The organism is Pseudosporangium ferrugineum, assembly GCF_003002065.1.
GTDB lineage: Bacteria > Actinomycetota > Actinomycetes > Mycobacteriales > Micromonosporaceae > Actinoplanes > Actinoplanes ferrugineus_A.
Map to the genome: position 1 here is coordinate 414,082 of NZ_PVZG01000005.1, position 18,008 is coordinate 432,089.

Below are 18,008 nucleotides of genomic sequence, written 5' to 3' on the forward strand. Positions count from 1 at the left end.
CGACGGCCGTGTGTCCCGGCCGCTCTGGCCGCGCATGCTCCGCCGCCCTAGTTCTCGCCGCGCGTGTTCGACCGCCCGAGTTCTCGCCGCACGCGCTCCCGGCCACGCGTGCTCCCGGGCCGCCCAAGTCCTCGCCGCGCGCTCCGGGCCGCTCGGGCTCTCGGCGCTCGTGCTTCCGCCGTCGGGGCTTGTGGCACGCTGCTGCTTTTGGGCGCGGCTGTGCCCGTACAGGAAAAGGGTTTTTGTCCTTGGACGGCCGGGAGGGCCGCGCTCAGGCCGGGCGGCGTTTCTGGCGGGCGTTGTAGTCGCGCATGCGCTGCGGGTAGCCCATGAGCCGGATGTCGTAGATCGGCATCGCCAGCTGGTGGGCGAAGCGCCGGGCCGCTTCCGGGCTCTCGATGCGCCGCCGCGTCCACTCGCCGTCGTGCGCGACCAGCAGGATCGTGGTCTCCGTCACGGTGGTGCGGGGCTCGATGAACGCCTCGACGCCCCGCCGCGACCTGACGAACTCCGCGAGATACTCGAGGTCCGCACGATCCGCAGGTCGGCCGCTCGTGCGCGACGGTTCCTTGCGCCGCCGGAACCAGGCCACGGACAACTCCTTCGGGTCAACTGCCGCAAGGGTACGACGAATCGACGTGTCATTGGGCACCTGGCTGCATCGATCGGTGCGCCAAGTGACAAGATGAACTGGAATGCTGTGACCGTTTCCACCATGTGACCCATGTGGCAACGACGCGATCTGGGAGTAGACGTGAGCCAGCCTGGCGGAACCTTCGACATCGTGATTCTCGGCGCGGGCAGCGGCGGGTATGCGGCCGCCCTGCGCGCGGCCGAGCTGAACCTCTCGGTGGCACTGATCGACAAGGCGGAGCTGGGCGGCACCTGCCTGCACCGCGGCTGTATCCCGACGAAGGCGCTGCTGCACGCCGCGGAGCTGGCCGACCAGACCCGCGAGAGCGAGCAGTTCGGCGTCAAGGCGGACCTCGTCGGCATCGACATGGCGGGCGTCAACGCGTACAAGGACGGCGTCGTCGGCCGGCTGTACAAGGGCCTCCAGGGGCTGCTCAAGCAGGACAAGATCACCCTGGTGCAGGGCGCCGGCAAGCTGGTCTCCCAGGACACCGTCGAGGTGGACGGGAAGCGCTACACCGGCCGCAACGTCATCCTGGCCACCGGGTCGTACTCGCGCTCCCTGCCCGGCCTCGAGGTCGACGGCACCCGGGTGCTCACCAGCGAGCACGCGCTCAAGCTCGACCGGGTGCCGAGCTCGGCGATCGTGCTGGGCGGCGGCGTCATCGGCGTCGAGTTCGCCAGCGTGTGGAAGTCCTTCGGCGCGGACGTGACGATCCTGGAGGCGCTGCCCCGGCTCGTCGCCGCCGAGGACGAGGACATCTCCAAGGCGGTCGAGCGCGCGTTCCGCAAGCGGAAGATCAACTTCAAGGTCGGCAAGCCGTTCGAGAAGGTCGAGCACACCGACAACGGTGTGCGCGCCACCATCGCCGGCGGCGAGACCGTCGAGGCCGAGATCCTGCTGGTCGCCGTGGGCCGCGGCCCGACGACGCAGGGGCTGGGCTACGAGGAGCAGGGCGTCACGCTGGACCGCGGCTTCGTCATCACCAACGAGCGGCTGCACACCGGCGTCGGCAACATCTACGCCGTCGGCGACATCGTCCCCGGCCTGCAGCTCGCGCACCGCGGCTTCCAGCAGGGCATCTTCGTCGCCGAGGAGATCGCGGGCCTGCGCCCGGCGGTCATCGACGAGGCCGGCATCCCGCGCGTCACGTATTCCGACCCCGAGGTCGCCTCGGTCGGTCTCACCGAGGCCAAGGCCAAGGAGCAGTACGGCGCCGACAAGGTCTCGACGTACAACTACAACCTCGGCGGCAACGGCAAGAGCCAGATCCTCAAGACCCAGGGCTTCGTGAAGCTGGTCCGGGTCGAGGACGGCCCGGTCGTCGGCGTCCACATGGTCGGCGCCCGGATGGGCGAACTCGTCGGCGAGGCCCAGCTGATCTACAACTGGGAGGCCTTCCCGGCGGAGGTGGCCCAGCTCGTGCACGCCCACCCGACGCAGAACGAGGCGCTCGGCGAGGCTTTCCTGGCGCTGGCCGGCAAGCCCCTGCACGCGCACGCCTGACAACGATCCCGTCACACACCCCGCACCGGACTTACAGGCCCGCTCAAGCGGTTAAGGAGTACTGAGACATGCCGGTATCGGTCACCATGCCGCGGCTCGGTGAGAGCGTCACCGAGGGCACCGTCACGCGCTGGCTCAAGCAGGAGGGCGAGCGGGTCGAGGCCGACGAGCCGCTGCTCGAGGTCTCCACCGACAAGGTCGACACCGAGATCCCGTCGCCGGCCGCCGGTGTGCTCTCGCGCATCGTCGTCGGCGAGGACGAGACGGCGGACGTCGGCAGCGAGCTCGCGGTCATCGCGGGCGACGGCGAGGACGCGGGCGACTCCGCCCCCGCACCGGCCGCCCAGGCCCCCGAGCAGGAGGCTCCGGCCGCCCCCGCTCAGCAGCAGCAGGAGGCGGAGCCCGAGCCGGCCGCGCCGACCACCCCGTCGACCGAGAAGCCGGTCGAGGAGGAGGCCCCCGCTCCGCAGACCGCCCAGCAGTCCGGCGGCGAGGGCACGGCCGTGAAGATGCCCGCCCTGGGCGAGAGCGTCACCGAGGGTACGGTCACCCGCTGGCTCAAGCAGGTCGGCGAGACGGTCGAGGTGGACGAGCCCCTGCTCGAGGTCTCCACCGACAAGGTCGACACGGAGATCCCGTCGCCGGTGGCCGGCACCGTCCTGGAGATCAAGGTCCCCGAGGACGAGACCGCGGACGTCGGCGCCGACCTGGCGATCATCGGCACCGCCTCTGCTTCCCCGGCCCCGTCGTCCTCGCCTGCGCCGTCGTCCTCGCCTGCGCCGTCGTCCTCGGGTTCTTCGTCCTCCTCGGGTTCTTCGTCGGCCCCGGCGCCGGCTCCGCAGCAGGCGCCGCAGCCGACGATCGAGTCGAAGCCGGCGCCGTCGATCGAGCCCGGCGGCTCCTACGCCGAGCCCGCCGCCGAGGCGGAGACCGCCAAGGACCCGGTCGCGGCCGAGCGCGCCGCCGAGCCCGCCCCGGCGCAGGCCTCCGCGCCCGCCGCCGAGACGGTCCGGAGCAACGGCGCGGGCGACGCCGGCTACGTGACCCCGCTGGTCCGCAAGCTGGCCGCCGAGAAGGGCGTCGACCTCGGGTCGATCACCGGCACCGGGGTCGGCGGACGGATCCGCAAGCAGGACGTCATCGAGGCCGCCGACAAGGCCGCCGCTGCCAAGGCCGCCGCGAGCGCGCCGGCTCCGCAGCAGGCCCCGGCCGCCGCGGCTCCCGCGGCGCCCACCCCGAAGCCGGCCCCGAGCCCGCTGCGCGGCCGCACCGAGAAGCTGACCCGCATCCGCGCGACGATCGCCCGCCGCATGGTCGAGTCGCTGCACATCTCGGCGCAGCTCACCACGGTCGTCGAGGTGGACGTCACGAAGATCGCCCAGCTGCGCAACCGCGCCAAGGCGGACTTCGTCGCCAAGAACGGCGTCAAGCTGTCCTTCCTGCCGTTCTTCGCCCTGGCCGCGGTCGAGGCGCTGCGCCAGCACCCGGTCGTCAACTCGTCGATCGACCAGGAGGCCGGCACCGTCACGTACCACGACGGCGAGCACCTGGGCATCGCGGTGGACACCCCGAAGGGCCTGGTCGTCCCGGTCCTGCGGGACGCCGGCGACCTCAACCTGGCCGGCCTGGCCAAGCGGATCGCCGACGTCGCCGAGCGCACCCGCAACAACAAGATCAGCCCCGACGAGCTCTCCGGCGGCACGTTCACGCTGACCAACACGGGCAGCCGCGGCGCGCTCTTCGACACCCCGATCATCAACCAGCCCCAGGTAGGCATCCTGGGCACCGGCGCCGTGGTCAAGCGAGCGGTAGTCGTCGACGACCCCAACCTGGGCGAACTCGTCGTCCCCCGCTCCATGGTCTACCTCGCCCTGAGCTACGACCACCGCATCGTCGACGGCGCCGACGCCGCCCGCTTCCTGGTGACGATGAAGGAACGCCTCGAAGCCGGCCAGTTCGAGGGCGACCTCGGCCTGCACGCCTGAGCACGCCCCGTCGGGACCGGGCAGCCTCCGCGCCGCCCGGTCCCGACGGACCACCCTCCGCGCGGTCTCCAACCGCGCCGTCTCCAACCGCGCCCTCTTCAACCGCGCCCCTCTTCAACCGCGCCCTCTTCAACCGCGCCCTCTTCAACCGCGCCCTCTCGGGGTGGGTTGGCCTCCGGGTGGGTTGGCCTCCGGGTGGGCTAGCGGTGGGTGGGCCGACCGCGGGGTGAGGGCCTTGAGCGGGCCCGGCGCGGGCGAGCCGACTTTGAGTGGTCGGCCTTGAGCGGGCGGCCTTGAGCGGGCGGGCGCGGGTGAGCCGACTTCGAGCGGCCGACCTTGAACGGTTGGACGCCGGTGAGCCGAGCCCCAGGGAGCTACCACCCTTTGGGCGGGCCCTCTCACGGCTGGCGGACGGGCCGGCGCGCGGGCGGGTGGGCCGAGGCGCGGGCGGACGGGCAGGCGCGCGGACGGGCAGGCGCGCGGGCTACCTATTGGGGCGGGGTGGGCTTCGGGTGCGGGCTCCGGGCGGCCTCGGCCGGTCGGCTACGCGTGGAAGATCACAGGGGAGGGGCGCTTCGGCGCCTCTTTCGTGTTTTGAGCGGGTTCAAGTTCGGGAATGATGGGGATATGCGGATCCTCATGGCCGGCGCGTCGGGCTTTCTGGGCACCACCCTTGCCGAGCGGCTGCGGGACGGCGGGCATGACGTCGTCCGGCTGGTGCGGCGGGCGGTCGAGGGGGCCGATGAGGCGTCGTGGAAGCCGTCGGCGGGGCAGCTCGATCCGGCGTTGCTGGTCGGTGCGGACGCCGTCGTGAATCTGGCCGGGGCCGGGGTCGGGGACAAGCGGTGGACGGCCCGCTACAAGAGTTTGATCCGTAGCAGCCGGGTGGACAGCACCGGCACCATCGCGCGGGCCATCCGGCAGCTGCCCGCCGAGGACCGGCCGAAGGTTCTCCTGCAGTCTTCGGCCGTCGGGTGGTACGGCGACACCGGCGACCGGGAGGTCACCGAGGAGGCGCCGGCCGGCACCGGGTTCCTCGCCGACGTGTGCCGGGTCTGGGAGGCCGCCGCCCGGCCCGCCGAGGATGCCGGCACCCGGGTGGTCCTGCTGCGCACCGGGCTTCCGCTGGCCGCGAACGGTGGCCTCCTCAAGCCGCAGATGCCCCTGTTCCGGCTCGGCGCCGGGGCGAAGCTGGGCGGCGGGAAACAGTGGGTGCCGTGGATCGCCCTCGCCGACTGGCTGGCCGCCGCCGAGTTCCTGCTGGCGCGCGACGACCTCGCCGGCCCGGTCAACGTGGTCGGGCCACGTCCGGTGACCAACGCCGAGTTCACCCGCACCCTCGGCAGGGTGCTGAACCGCCCGGCGCTGCTCCAGGTGCCGGGACTCGCCCTGCAGGTCGCGCTCGGCGAGTTCGCCCACGAGGCGCTGCGCAGCCAACGTGTGCTGCCGGGAGTGCTGGAGCGCGCCGGCTTCACCTTCGCCTACCCGAACCTCGAATCGGCCCTCCACGCCGCCGTCGGCACCGAATCCCCCGCAGCCGCCTGACCGCCCGGCAGCCGGCCGGCCCGGAGGGCTGGGCGGCGCAAAGGCTGGAGGGTGGCCGGGCACGGCTGCACGGGCTGATCGCGTGCGCTCGTGTGCGGTGGCCGGACACGGCTGCATGGGCCGATTGCGCGCGCTCGTGTTGGGGTGGCCGGACACGGCCGCACGGGTCGATCGCGGGCGCGCGTGCGGGGTGCCTGGCGCGGGGTTCGCCGGGCGCCGGGTACCCAGGCGCGGGGTTCGTCGGGCGGCCAGGTACCCAAGCGCCGGGCGCGCGGGGTGCTGGGCGCGCGCGGCGCCGGGCGCGCGGGGTGCTGGGCGCGCGGGGTTCGTCGGGCGCCAGGTACCCAAGCGCCGGGCGCGCGGGGTGCTGGGCGCGCGCGGCGCCGGGCGCGCGGGGTGCTGGGCGCGCGGGGTGCTGGGCGCGCGGGGTGCTGGGCGCGCGGGGTGCCGGGTCACAACTGGCTGGGAATCGGGGTGCGGGGGTGGGGCCCTGACCTGGGGTCTCGGGGCGGAGGGGCGGCGGAGGGCGGCGCCACCCACCGGGACGGGTCGGCCGGGGGCGGGAGTTGTTGATAATCTGCGGCTGGTGTCCGTCGTTGCCGCAGCCCCGTCCGAGTCCGCCGAGCCGCCGGCAACGTCACCGGCCCGCCGCGGCTCTCTCGCGTGGCGCCCGCATCTGCCCGTCGCCGTCATCGCGCTGGCGCTCGCCACGTACGTGACGAGCGGTCTCTGGTTCGATCCGGCGAACCGGGGGTTGACCGAGAACCTGGGCGACCAGGCGTTCTTCGAATGGGTCCTCGGGTACGGGGTGTACACGCTCGGGCACGGCGCCGACCCGTTCTACACGTGGATGCTCAACGCGCCGGTCGGGGTGAACCTGGCCGCGAACACCTCCATCACCGTGTACTCGACGCTGTTCTCCCCGCTGACGTTCCTGGCCGGACCGCAGGTCACGTTCGTGACGATCCTGACCCTGAACCTCGCCGCGTCGGGCTTCGCCTGGTATCTGTTCCTGCGCCGCTACCTCGTCGGGAACCAGACCGCGGCCACGCTCGGCGGGCTCTTCTGCGGCTTCGCGCCCGGGTTCGTCTCGCACGCCAACGGGCACCTGAACTGGACGGCCGGCTGGATCGCGCCGGTGGTGCTGTGGTGGGTGCTCAAGCTGCGGGAGCCCGGCAAGTGGCTGCTGCACGGCGTGGTCCTCGGCCTGCTGGTCGCCGTCGGGTTCTCGATCGCCGCCGAGGGGCTGTTCTTCACCGCGCTCGCCTGCGGCGTCTTCGTGCTGGTCTGGTCGCTGGCGCCGGCCACCCGCGCCGAGGCCCGGGCCGCCGCGCCGCGGGTGCTGGCCGCGCTGGGCGTCACCGCGGTGCAGGCGGGGCTGCTGCTGGCGTACCCGCTCTACATGCACTTCGCGGGGCCGCACACCTTCACGGGTACGGGCTTCAACCAGGCCCACTATGCCGAGGACGTCGGCGCCTACGTCGAGTATCCGAACCGTTCCCTGGCCGGCTACGCGGGGCTGGGCAGCAAGCTGGCTCCCAACGCGACGGAGGAGACGTCCTATTTCGGCGTACCGTTGATGGTTCTCGCGGTTGTGGCCGTGGTGTTCCTGTGGCGGCGCGCGGCACCCGGCCGGCGCTCGACGCTGGCCGCGCTCAGCACCGTGGCCGTGATCTTCATGGTGCTGTCCTGGGGGCCGCAGCTGAGGATCTTCAAGACCGAGACCGGCTTCAAGCTTCCGTACGAGGCCCTGCGCGATCTTCCGCTGTTCGACTCCGCGCTGCCGGCCCGCCTGGCGCTCGTGGTCGCCGTCGTCATCGGCATCCTGCTGGCCCTGCTCGCCGACCGGCTGCTGAGCGAGTCCCTGCCGGTGCGCACCGGCGCCCTGTGGACGGCGGTGTTCGCGGTGGCGCTCGTCCCGCTGATCCCGATGCCGGTGCGGACGTCGCTGCGCTCGCCGGAGCCCGCGTTCATCGCCGACGGCATCTGGCGGGACTACGTCAGCGACAACGGGGTGATGACCGCGCTGCCGTTCGCCACCACCGACACCGCGGACGGGCAGCGCTGGCAGGCGTACACGATGGCCCGGGCCGGCAAGCAGTTCCGGATCCCCGGCGGCTATTTCCTCGGGCCGGGCGGGCCCGACGGCGTCGGGCAGATCGGCGCGTCGCCCCGCAACACCGACTGGCTGTTCTTCCAGGCGGCCTACTACGGGACGCTCGTCGCGGTGGACGACTTCGACCGGCTGCGCGCCCGGCAGGATTTCGCGTACTGGGGCGTCGAGGCGGTGTTCCTGCCGGACGAGATCACCGGCTCGCATACGGGGCTTTTCCGCTCCGCGGTGGAGACCACCGCCCGCGACCTGCTCGGCGAGCCGCAACGGGTGGGCGGGGTGCTGCTGTGGCGGATCCGGCCGGGCGTGGATCCGGTGGACCGCAACAGTTCCGGGTGACTCCTGGAACGGCGGACGACATAGTTCACTGCTAATTTTCCCCCGTGGCCGTCGCAACCATCGCCCCCGAGGTCGCCGAACCCCGCGCCTCCCCCGGCACGAACTACCGCCGCGCCGGACGGATGTGGCACGCGCTCGTCGGGCTGATCTGCCTCGGCATGGGCTACTGGGTCACGTCCGGGCTGTGGATGGACCCGTACCGGCGTACGGTCTCGCACAACCGGGGCGATCACGCGTTCTTCGAGTGGATGCTGGCGTACGGCGTGCAGATCCTGCGGACCGGCGCGGACCCCTTCTACACCGACCTGCTCAACGCCCCGCTCGGGGTGAACCTGGCGGCGAACACATCGGTCACGGCGTACGCGATCGTGTTCGCGCCCCTGACCTTCCTCGCCGGACCGCAGCTCACGTACGCGGTCATCCTCACCCTGAATCTCGCCGCCTCCGCCTTCGCCTGGTATCTGCTGTTCCACCGGTACGCCGTGCGCCACCGCGCCGCGGCCGTCCTCGGTGGCCTGTTCGCCGGCTTCGCCCCGGGCTGGATCTCGCACGCCAACGGCCATCTCAACTGGACGGCCGGCTGGATCGCACCGGTGATCATCTGGTGGGTGCTGCGGCTGCGCACGTCCCGCCGCTGGTTGCTGAACGGCACGGTGCTCGGCCTCCTCATGGCGATCGGGTTCTCCATCGCCGCCGAGTGGCTGTTCTGGACCGCGCTGGGCACCACCGTGTTCGTGCTCGCGTGGAGCTGCGGCCGGGGCACCTGGCCGCAGGCGCGGGCCGCGGCGGCCACCACGTTCGCCGCGCTGGGGATGAGCGCGCTGGTGGCCGACACGCTGCTCGCGTACCCGCTCTACATGCACTTCGCCGGGCCCGGCTCGTTCCACGGCACCGGCTTCGACCAGCGCTGGTACGTGGAGGACGCGGCCGCGTACCTGTTCTACCCGTACCGATCGGTGGGTTCGCTGCTCGGCGTGAGCCGCGGCGACCTGGCGGTCAACCAGACCGAGGGCGCCTCGTTCTTCGGCCTTCCGCTGCTGCTGCTGATGGTCGCCGGCACGGCCGCGCTGTGGTGGCGCGCGGACCGGCAGCGCAAGGCCCTCATGCGCGCGCTCACCGTCGTGGGCGTGCTCTTCACCGCGCTGTCCCTCGGCCCCCGCTTCAACTGGTTCCAGCACGAATTCCACTTCCCTCTTCCGTACGCCGCCCTGACCCGGGTCCCGCTCTTCGACGCGGCCCTCCCCGGCCGGCTGGCCCTCGTCGTGGCCTGCGTCATCGCGACGACGCTGGCGTTGCTCGCCGACCGGCTGCCCCGCGTGCGGGCGGTCTGGGTGGCGGCGTTCGCCCTGGCGCTGGTGCCGCTCTTCCCGCTGCCGATCCTGACCACCGAACGGGCGGCGGAGCCCCGGTTCATGGCCGGCGGCACCTGGAAGCGGTACGTCTCCGAGGGCGGCGTAATCACCGCGCTTCCGCACGGCTCGAACACGGCCCCGGACGCGCAGCGCTGGCAGGCGTACGCCCTGGCCCGCGGTGAGGAGTTCCGCATCCCCGACGGGTATTTCCTGGGCCCCGGCGGCCCGGACGGCACGGGGCAGGTGGGTGCGCCCGTACGGCCGGCGGCCTGGATGTGGACCAAGTCGGCGTGGAGCGGCTACGTCTACCGGATCAGCAACTGGGACCGGCTCAAGGTCCGCACCGACCTCGCGTACTGGAACGTACAGGCGCTGTACGTCCCGGACCGGATCTCGGGGCGCGACGGGATGATGTTCCACGAGTCGCTGGTGTGGAATCTGACGGTGCTGTTCGGGCCGGGCGAGCACGTGGACGACGTGACGGTGTGGCGGGTGCGGCCGGGGCTGGATCCGGTGCTGGTGCCCGGGGGCGGGCTGCCGAGCTCGCTGCGCCCGGCCGGCGGCCCCGGTCCCGGATCTCGGCGGCCCGGCTCGGTGCCCGCCGGCGCCTGCCCCGCGTGCCGGGCTGCGGCTGCCGGAGTCGCGGGGCCTGCGGCTGGGGCCGGCTCCGGCGGCGGGCCCTCGGCCGGGGCTCGGCCCTCGGCCGGGGCTCGACCCGGTTCTGGCTCCGGGCCGGCGGCCGGGGCTCGGCCCGGTTCCGGCGGTGCGGTGGCTGGTGTGGGCTCCGTCTCGACTGCGCCGGCAGCGGGTGCGGGGCCTGGATCGGCGCGGCCGGCGGGCTAGTCTGGGGGTCGTGACGACTTCCACCCTGCAGGTCCTCCGCCCGGGCCTGGTCGACTACCGCGAGGCCTGGGACGAGCAGCGGCGGCTGCACGAGGCCGTGGTGGCGGGCGAGCGCCCCGACACGATCCTGCTGCTCGAGCACCCGAGCGTCTTCACCGCCGGCAAGCGCACCGAGCCGATGGACCGCCCGGTCGACGGCACCCCGGTCGTCGACGTGGACCGCGGCGGCAAGATCACCTGGCACGGCCCCGGGCAGCTCGTCGGCTACCCGATCGTCAAGCTGCCCGACCCGGTCGACGTGGTGGCCTACGTGCGCCGCATCGAGCAGCTGCTCATCGACGTCTGCGCCGAGTTCGGCGTCACCGCGGAACGCGTCGAGGGCCGCAGCGGCGCCTGGGTCCGCGCCGACGACCGAGGCCCCGACCGCAAGATCGCGGCGATCGGCATCCGGGTCGCCCGCGGCGTCACCCAGCACGGTTTCGCCATCAACTGCGACTGCGACCTGTCGAACTACGACCGTTTCGTCCCCTGCGGCATCCGCGACGCGGGCGTAACGTCGCTGACCGAGGAACTGCGCCGCCCGGTCCCGGTGGCCGAGGTCCTCCCGGCGGTCGAACGCCACCTCCCGACGCTGCTGTGAAGCTCTACAACAACCCCCGCGACAAACGCGTCTTCGTGCCGAACAAGGCGGGCGGGGTGTCCCTCAACTTCGGACACCCGATCGCCTGGTGGATCCTGATCCTGATGACGATCGTCCCCGTGGTCATCGTCGCCGGCGTAACCATCGCCGTCCTCGCCTGAGCGCCCCGCCCGGCCCGGCCTGCCCCGCCCGCCCGGCTGTCCCGCCCGGCCCCGCCTGCCCCGCCCGCCCGGCTGTCCCGCGCGGAGCGCGGCCGACCCGGCCCGGGCCCGCCCGGCCCGGGATCGGAGCGAGCCGGGCGCGGGGCCCGAGCTGTGTGGTCCGGGCTGTGGGCTACGTGATCCGGGCGGGCGATCGCGGCGGGCGATCGCGGGCCGTCCGGGCGACCGCGGCGGGCCATCGCGGGCCGTCCGGGCGACCGCGGCGGGCCATCGCGGGCCGTCCGGGCGACTACGGCGGGCCATCGCGGGCCGTCCGGGCGACCGCGGCGGGCCATCGCGGGCCGTCCGGGCGACTACGGCCGCGGCGCGCGTTGCCTCAGCGAGCCGGCCAGCTTCCCCGCGCTCCCCGCCTCGACCACCCGCAGCGACCGACGACTCGCCGCGGCGTGACTTCTTACGGCGTCACGCGGTGGAGGTCGCGGGGAAAGGCCGTCGCCTCGCGGACGTTCGCCGCGCCCGTCAGCCTTGCCACGAACCGTTCCAGTCCGATGGCGAAGCCTCCGTGCGGCGGCATTCCGTACCGGAAAGCCTCGAGGTAGCCCGCCAGCGGCTCCGGGTCCGGGACCACCGCGAGGTAGTCCTCGTAGCGGTGCAGCCGCTGGCCTCCCGTGACCAGTTCCTGCCCGCGGAACAGCAGGTCGAAGCTGTTGCTCCAGCGCGGGTCGGACGGCTGCGGGTGCGTGTAGAACGGGCGTTTCGCCATCGGGTAGCCGGTCACGAAGACGAAGTCGGAGCCGTGTTCGCGGCGCGCCCAGTCGCCGATCGCGCGCTCGTGCGCCGGTGCCAGGTCCGGTTCGTCCGGTGGGGCGCCCGCGATCCGCAGCGCCTCGGCGAAGTGCACCGACGGGATCTGCGCCGGCACCGGGGGCACCTCGGCGCCCGTACGGTCCGCGACCGTCGCGGTCATGCCGGCGACGACCCGGGTCAGCGTCGCCATCACGTCCCGGTGGTCGGCGACGAAGCCCATCTCCGCGTCCAGCGACGTGTACTGCGCCAGGTGCCGCGACGTGTCGTGCGGCTCGGCGCGGAACACCGGCCCGACCTCGTAGACGCGCTCGAACACCCCGACCATCAGCTGCTTGTAGAACTGCGGCGACTGCGCGAGGTAGGCCGGCCGCCCGAAGTAGTCGAGCGCGAACACCGTGGCACCGGACTCGGTGGCCGTACCCACGATCTTGGGGGTGTGGATCTCGACGAACCGCTCCCGGTCGAGCGCGTCGCGGAACCCGGCGGTCGCGGCGGCCGCGACCCGCAGCGCCGCCGCCCGCGACGGATGCCGCAGAGCCAGAGCAGCATGGTCCAGCTGGGTGGCCATGGTCGCGCTCAGCGTCGGCCGATGCAGTTCGAACGGCAACGGTACGCCCGGAGCGCGGCTGCTCACGCGTACGGAAGGATCGGTGAGCTCGACCCCGGACGGCGCCGCGGCGTTCGCCGTGACCGTGGCCGTGACCTCGACGACGGTCTCCTCCGGCAGCGTCTCGACCAACGCGCGCACGCCGGGCTCGGTGACCACCACCTGGCTGAACCCGCCGGCGTCGCGCACGATGACGAACGCGACCGACTTGAGCAACCGGCGGCGATGCACCCAGCCGGCGACGGTGACGGTCTGCTTCTCGTGGGCGTGAAGTTCGGTGGAGAGGATGCGTTGCACGATGGGTGACCTCCTCGGATGCGGCAACGCGGCCCCAGGGAGGCGTGGGCGAGCGGGATCCTCGCGGTGCCACCACACCTTCGCGCCCGATCCCGATCCCTGCCCACCGCTCGCCGGCGGCAGGCCCGGCCTTGCCGCGTGCCTGCCGGCGGGCAGCGTGGCCACCTGCCGCTTGCATGCGGCGGGCAGCGTGGCCACCTGCCGCTTGCTTGCGGTAGGCGGCCACCTGCCGCCTGCTTGCGGCGAGCGGCCACCTGCCGCCTGTGCTTGCGGCGGGGGGTTTGCCGCCGCTCGGGTGCGGCGAGGGGCACCGGGTTCGGGCGCCTCTTGTCGTGCGCGGCTCGGGAGTGTCTTCGCGCCCCGGCACCGGGCCACCTTCGCAGCTGGCGGTGGCTCTCTCGGCCGGTGGATCGGGGCGTTACTCGGTTCCGTCGTCGCCGTGGCCTGGACGTTAACAGTGGGGAACCCGGCAACGCACGGGGATTAGCGGACGGACGTGAGGGCGCTCACAGATTCGCGCACGTGAGCCTCGTCGCCCCTGCTCCGGTTGATCTTGCATTCGGCGTAACCTCAGGGTTGTGACTATTGCTCCCGAGGGCCGCCGAATGCTGCGCATCGAGGCGCGCAACGCCGAAACTCCCATCGAGCGGAAGCCGCCGTGGATCAAAGTCAAAGCGAAGATGGGCCCGGAATACACGCACATGCGTGGCCTGGTCCAGAAGGAAGGCCTGCACACCGTCTGTCAGGAGGCGGGCTGCCCCAACATCTACGAGTGCTGGGAAGACCGCGAGGCCACCTTCCTCATCGGCGGTGACCAGTGCACCCGCCGGTGCGACTTCTGCCAGATCGACACCGGCAAGCCGGCCGAGTTCGACGCCGACGAGCCCCGCCGCGTCGGCGAGTCCGTCGCCACGATGGGCCTGAAATACGCGACCGTCACCGGCGTCGCCCGCGACGACCTGCCCGACGGCGGCGCCTGGCTCTACGCCGAGACGGTGCGCCAGATCCACAAGCTCCAGCCCGGCTGCGGCGTCGAGCTGCTGATCCCCGACTTCAACGCCGACCCGGCCCAGCTCGCCGAGGTCTTCGGCGCGGCCCCCGAGGTCCTGGCCCACAACGTCGAGACGGTCCCCCGCATCTTCAAGCGCATCCGCCCCGGCTTCCGCTACGAACGCTCCCTCGACGTCATCACCCAGGCCCGAGCCGCCGGCCTCGTCACCAAGTCCAACCTGATCCTCGGCATGGGCGAAGAACGCGCCGAAGTCTCCCAGGCCCTCCGCGACCTCCACGCCGCCGGCTGCGAACTGATCACCATCACCCAGTACCTGCGCCCCACCCCCCGCCACCACCCGGTCGAACGCTGGGTCAAGCCGGAAGAATTCATCGACCTCCGCGAAGAAGCCGAGCAGATCGGCTTCGCGGGAGTCATGTCAGGCCCCCTGGTCCGCTCGTCCTACCGCGCCGGCCGCCTCTACCAGCAGGCCCTGGCCGCCCGCGGCTAACCAGACCGCCGGGCCGGGCGCCTCCGGGCCGAGCGCCGCAGCCGAGCCGGACGCCGCAGCCGAGCCGGACGCCGCAGCCGAGCCGGGTGCCTCCGGTCCGGGTGCCGCAGCCAAGCCGGGCGCCGCAGCCGAGCCGGGTGCCTCCGGTCCGGGTGCCGCGGCCGGGCTTGTGCTGCGGCCGGGCCGGGTGCCACAGCCAAGCCGGGCCGGGCGCCGCGGCCGGGCTTGTGCCACGGCCAGGCCGGGTGCCTCCGGTCCGGGTGCCGCCGCCAGGCCCAGGGGGACCCACAGGCCCGACGGATGCGCCTCGCGCCCCGGACACGGCGCCGCCCGGCCAGGAGAACCCACCGGCCCGACGGATGCGCCCCGCGCCCCCAGACGCGGCGCCCGGGGCGCGCCGAGCTCGCCCAGGCCGAGCCGCGCCAAGCCGAGCCCGGCGGCGCCAAGCCGAGCCACGCCAAGCCCGGCCACGCCGGGCCGAGCCACGCCGGGCCGGGCCGGGCCGGGCCGGGCCGGGCCGGGCCGGATAAGCGTCCCGCTCCCGGGCCGGCGACGGCCGGGCCGGGGCCGAGCCGAGTCAGTCGAGCAGGCCTAGTCGGTGGGCTACCGCCGCTGCCTCGCCGCGGCTGGTTACCGAGAGTTTGGCGATGATGCGGGACACGTGGACGCTGGCCGTCTTCGGCGAGATGTAGAGCTGCTCGGCGATGCGGGCGTTGCTGTGGCCCTCCGCCACCAGGGTCAGCACCTCTCGTTCGCGGTCGGTCAGGGACTCCGTGCCCGAGAGGACGGGGTGCGTCGCCGAGCGGAGGCCGAGGCGGCGGGCGAGGGTGTCCGCTTCCTCGGACAGGGGGCCCGCGCCGAGGGCTCGTGCGATCGCCGCTGCTTCCTCGATTGCCTGGCCCGCCGCCGTGCGGTCGCCCGCTGCCGCCTCCGATGCCGCGTAGCCGAGGAGGGCCGCCGCCAGCGGATGTCGCTGGCCGTCGGTGCGCCAGGCCTCGACCGCCGCGTGCCACAGGTCAGGGGTGCCGCCGTTCAGGAGCGCACGGGTCTGTGCCGCGTACGCCCGGTCGGCCGGATAGCGTTCGGGCAGGTCGGCGGCGAGGTGCGCGGCCTTTTCACGTACGTCGGGGGCGTCGAGGGCGGCGGCAGCGGTGACTAGCGGCCAGCCGTACCGGGGGCGGTCGGTGATGGTCGGGTCGGTGATGGCGGCGCGGGCGGCGGCGAGTTCCGTGGCCGGGTCGGCGGCGTGGCGGGCCGCGAGGATGCGGAGCTCCAGGAGCGACAGGCGGTTCTCGCGGTGCAGGTACGGCCGGCCGAGGAACGCCACCGCCCGCTGCACCAGCGGCTGGGCGCCGTCGTGGCCGCGCGCGAGCCGCAACCGGGCCCGGAGCCGCAACCAGGGCAACGCCAGCGTTCCCGGCGGGTCGTGGCGGGCCGCCTCCTCGAGCCGGGCGTCCGCCTCGTCCCAGCGGCCCAGGGCAAGGAGCGCCTCGGCGTGGTTGGCCAGCAGGAACACGCCCGTGGTGCGGCTGACCCCGACCCGGTCCGCGTACGGGACGCCCTCGGCCGCCGTGGTCGCCGATTCCTCGTAGCGGCCCAGCTCGAACAGCGAATCGGAGATGTTCACCAGGGACTTGGCGAGCCCGGGCAGGTCACCGGCCTCGCGGGCGCGCGCGGCCGCCGCCCGCATGGACGGTAGCGCCTCGTCGGCGGAGAGCCGGCCACCGCAGACCTTCCCGTACGTGATGGTCGCGGCCACCTGGGTCGCCACGTCACCCAGCTCGGCCGCCGCCGCCATCGCGCGCCTCGCCACGTCGCCCGCCTCGGTGTCATCCACGCCTCCGAGCTGGTACGCCACGTCCGCCATCAACCGGATCTGCTCCGCCGAGCGCGGCGCCGCGAGCAGCAGCCGGTACGCCTCCCGCGCCTCGGCCGCCCCGTCACTGGTGCCGGCGTTGAAGAGCAGTTTCGCGCGGCGTACCAGCAGGCGGGCGGCGCGCAGCGGCTCGGCAGCGGCGTCGAGGTCGGCCAGCGCGGCCCTGGTCAGCGTGAGGGCGCGCTGGTGGTCGCCCGCGTCGATGGCGGCGAGCGCGCTCTCCTCGAGCAGGTCGAGATGGCCGGCGCCGAGGCGGTCGGCCGCGTCGTCGACCAGCTCCCACAGCTCGAGGACCCGTTCCAGAAGACGGGACTGCTCCGCGTACGCATATCGTCGGCCGGCGGCGTCGGCAGCGAGCCGGGCCGCCGTCAGGGCCCGAGGATGATCATGGGCGGCATACCAGTGGTGGGCGATCTCGGCCGGCGCCCGGCCCATCGCGACCAGGTGCGGCTGCGCCTCGACGGCCCGGGCATAGCGGGCATGCAGGCGTGCGTGCTCCCCCGGCAGAAGATCATCGTGTACGGCCTCACGCACGAGCGCATGGCGGAACTCGTAATCGCCGTCGGCCCCGACCACGACGAGCTGGGCCGCGACGACGATCCGCAGCGCGGACTCCAGCTCGGCCTCGTCCATCCCGGCGACCGCGGTCAGCAGCTCGTGCCCGAACGTGGTGCCGCCGGCGGCTGCCACCCGCAGCACCCGCTGGGCCTGCTCGGGCAGCTGGTCGACGCGGGTCAGCAGCAGGTCGCGGAGGCTGTGCGGGATGTCGCAGCACCGCGGGTCGCCCGACGCCGCGAACTGCTCGATGAAGAACGGGTTGCCCTGGGCACGCTCGTGCACCGTGTCGACCAGCGCGGGTTCCGGCTCGGCGCCCAGCAGAGCGGTGAGCAGCTGGCCGGTGCCGTCGCGGTCCAGCCGGTCGAGCTCGACGCGTTGCACCCCGCGTACCCGATCGAGCTCGGCCAGGAACGGCCGCAACGGATGGCCGCGGTGCAGCTCGTCGGTGCGATAGGTCGCGACCAGCAGCACCTGCGGCAGCCGGGCCGACCGCACCAGAAAACCGATGAGGTCGCGCGTCGACCGGTCGGCCCAATGCAGATCCTCGAGTACGAGCACCAGCGGCCGTTCCGAGCTCACCCGCCCGAACAGCCCGGCGACCAGCTCGAACAGGTAGCCGCGCCGGCTCTCCGGCACGCCCTCGCCGACCGGCACCAGCTCGGGCAGCAACCGGGCGAAATCCCGCTCCCGCCCGTCGAGCACGCCCGCACCGTCGGCCCGCACCACCTCCCGCAACGCCGCGGCGAACGGCGCGAACGGCAACCCCTCCTCGCCCAGCTCGAGGCACTGCCCGGTGACCACCCGAGCGCCGTCGGCGGCGGCCGCCCGGCAGAACTCCTCGACGAGCCGGGTCTTGCCGACCCCCGCCTCACCCCCGACCAGCACGACGGAAGGCTCGGCGCTGCGGGTCCGCTTCAGCGCATCACGCAGCGCGGCAAGATCGGCCTCCCGGCCGACCAGAACACCCTTCCCGGCGTACGCGCTCACGTCGTCGAGCATGCCACGCCAACCGGATCCCCCACCGTCCCCGAATGCCCCGCTCACGCCGGAACCCCCAACCCCTGTTCCGCGTCGGCCGGGTAGCACCCAGCGGCCCCCGTAGCGCGGCCCCCGCGGCCCGATCTGCGCTCGTGTTCCCCCGGGGGATCGGCGCATCGCGTCCCCCGCTGCGGACCCGGATTCCCCGGGGTCCGGGTGCTCCGGGTGCGCTGGCACGCCGCCTTGGCGCCGCGCCGGCCCCGCA

General features: G+C 73.5%; 11 protein-coding genes. 8 read left to right on the forward strand and 3 right to left on the reverse strand.

The window, feature by feature from the left end; genetic code table 11:
* Nucleotides 1-271 precede the first annotated feature (271 nt).
* Nucleotides 272-652, reverse strand: a complete 381-nt coding sequence (locus CLV70_RS13850) for a hypothetical protein (RefSeq protein ID WP_425440150.1) — start codon at nucleotides 650-652, stop codon at nucleotides 272-274.
* A 72-nt stretch (nucleotides 653-724) separates the two neighbouring features.
* Here CLV70_RS13850 and lpdA point away from each other — a divergent pair, with 72 nt between their 5' ends.
* The 7 genes from lpdA to CLV70_RS13885 all read left to right on the forward strand — a co-directional run bounded on the left by lpdA (nucleotide 725) and on the right by CLV70_RS13885 (nucleotide 11,118).
* Entirely contained in the window at nucleotides 725-2,140 is a 1,416-nt protein-coding gene (gene lpdA, locus CLV70_RS13855) for a dihydrolipoyl dehydrogenase (protein ID WP_211303756.1), read from the forward strand.
* 68 nt (nucleotides 2,141-2,208) lie between these two features.
* Complete coding sequence (gene sucB / locus CLV70_RS13860) at nucleotides 2,209-4,125, forward strand: 2-oxoglutarate dehydrogenase, E2 component, dihydrolipoamide succinyltransferase (RefSeq protein WP_106126855.1); 1,917 nt, start codon at nucleotides 2,209-2,211, stop codon at nucleotides 4,123-4,125.
* Nucleotides 4,126-4,752: 627 nt separating this feature from the next.
* On the forward strand, nucleotides 4,753-5,670 hold the full coding sequence (locus CLV70_RS13865; RefSeq protein ID WP_106126856.1) for a TIGR01777 family oxidoreductase: 918 nt from the start codon (nucleotides 4,753-4,755) through the stop codon (nucleotides 5,668-5,670).
* Between the two features lie 586 nt (nucleotides 5,671-6,256).
* Complete coding sequence (locus tag CLV70_RS13870) at nucleotides 6,257-8,122, forward strand: DUF6311 domain-containing protein (RefSeq protein ID WP_170148612.1); 1,866 nt, start codon at nucleotides 6,257-6,259, stop codon at nucleotides 8,120-8,122.
* A 44-nt stretch (nucleotides 8,123-8,166) separates the two neighbouring features.
* The gene (locus CLV70_RS13875) at nucleotides 8,167-10,317 is read left to right on the forward strand and encodes a YfhO family protein (RefSeq protein WP_245908207.1); all 2,151 of its coding nucleotides are present in this window, start codon (nucleotides 8,167-8,169) and stop codon (nucleotides 10,315-10,317) included.
* Between the two features lie 10 nt (nucleotides 10,318-10,327).
* Nucleotides 10,328-10,957, forward strand: a complete 630-nt coding sequence (lipB, locus tag CLV70_RS13880; RefSeq protein WP_106126857.1) for a lipoyl(octanoyl) transferase LipB — start codon at nucleotides 10,328-10,330, stop codon at nucleotides 10,955-10,957.
* Nucleotides 10,954-11,118 (forward strand): peptide ABC transporter substrate-binding protein, encoded by a 165-nt coding sequence (locus CLV70_RS13885; protein WP_106126858.1) that lies wholly within the window; start codon nucleotides 10,954-10,956, stop codon nucleotides 11,116-11,118. Before lipB ends, CLV70_RS13885 begins: the two co-directional genes overlap by 4 nt.
* A gap of 454 nt (nucleotides 11,119-11,572) precedes the next feature.
* Here the strand turns inward: CLV70_RS13885 and aspS are convergent, their stop codons facing one another.
* The gene (gene aspS / locus CLV70_RS13890; protein WP_106126859.1) at nucleotides 11,573-12,829 is read right to left on the reverse strand and encodes an aspartate--tRNA(Asn) ligase; all 1,257 of its coding nucleotides are present in this window, start codon (nucleotides 12,827-12,829) and stop codon (nucleotides 11,573-11,575) included.
* 557 nt (nucleotides 12,830-13,386) lie between these two features.
* Between aspS and lipA the strand changes: the two genes are divergently transcribed.
* Complete coding sequence (lipA, locus tag CLV70_RS13895) at nucleotides 13,387-14,331, forward strand: lipoyl synthase (protein ID WP_425440154.1); 945 nt, start codon at nucleotides 13,387-13,389, stop codon at nucleotides 14,329-14,331.
* A 577-nt stretch (nucleotides 14,332-14,908) separates the two neighbouring features.
* Here the strand turns inward: lipA and CLV70_RS13900 are convergent.
* A complete protein-coding gene (locus CLV70_RS13900) occupies nucleotides 14,909-17,764 on the reverse strand; it encodes a helix-turn-helix transcriptional regulator (protein WP_106126861.1) in 2,856 nt (951 codons plus the stop codon).
* Nucleotides 17,765-18,008: the final 244 nt, after the last annotated feature.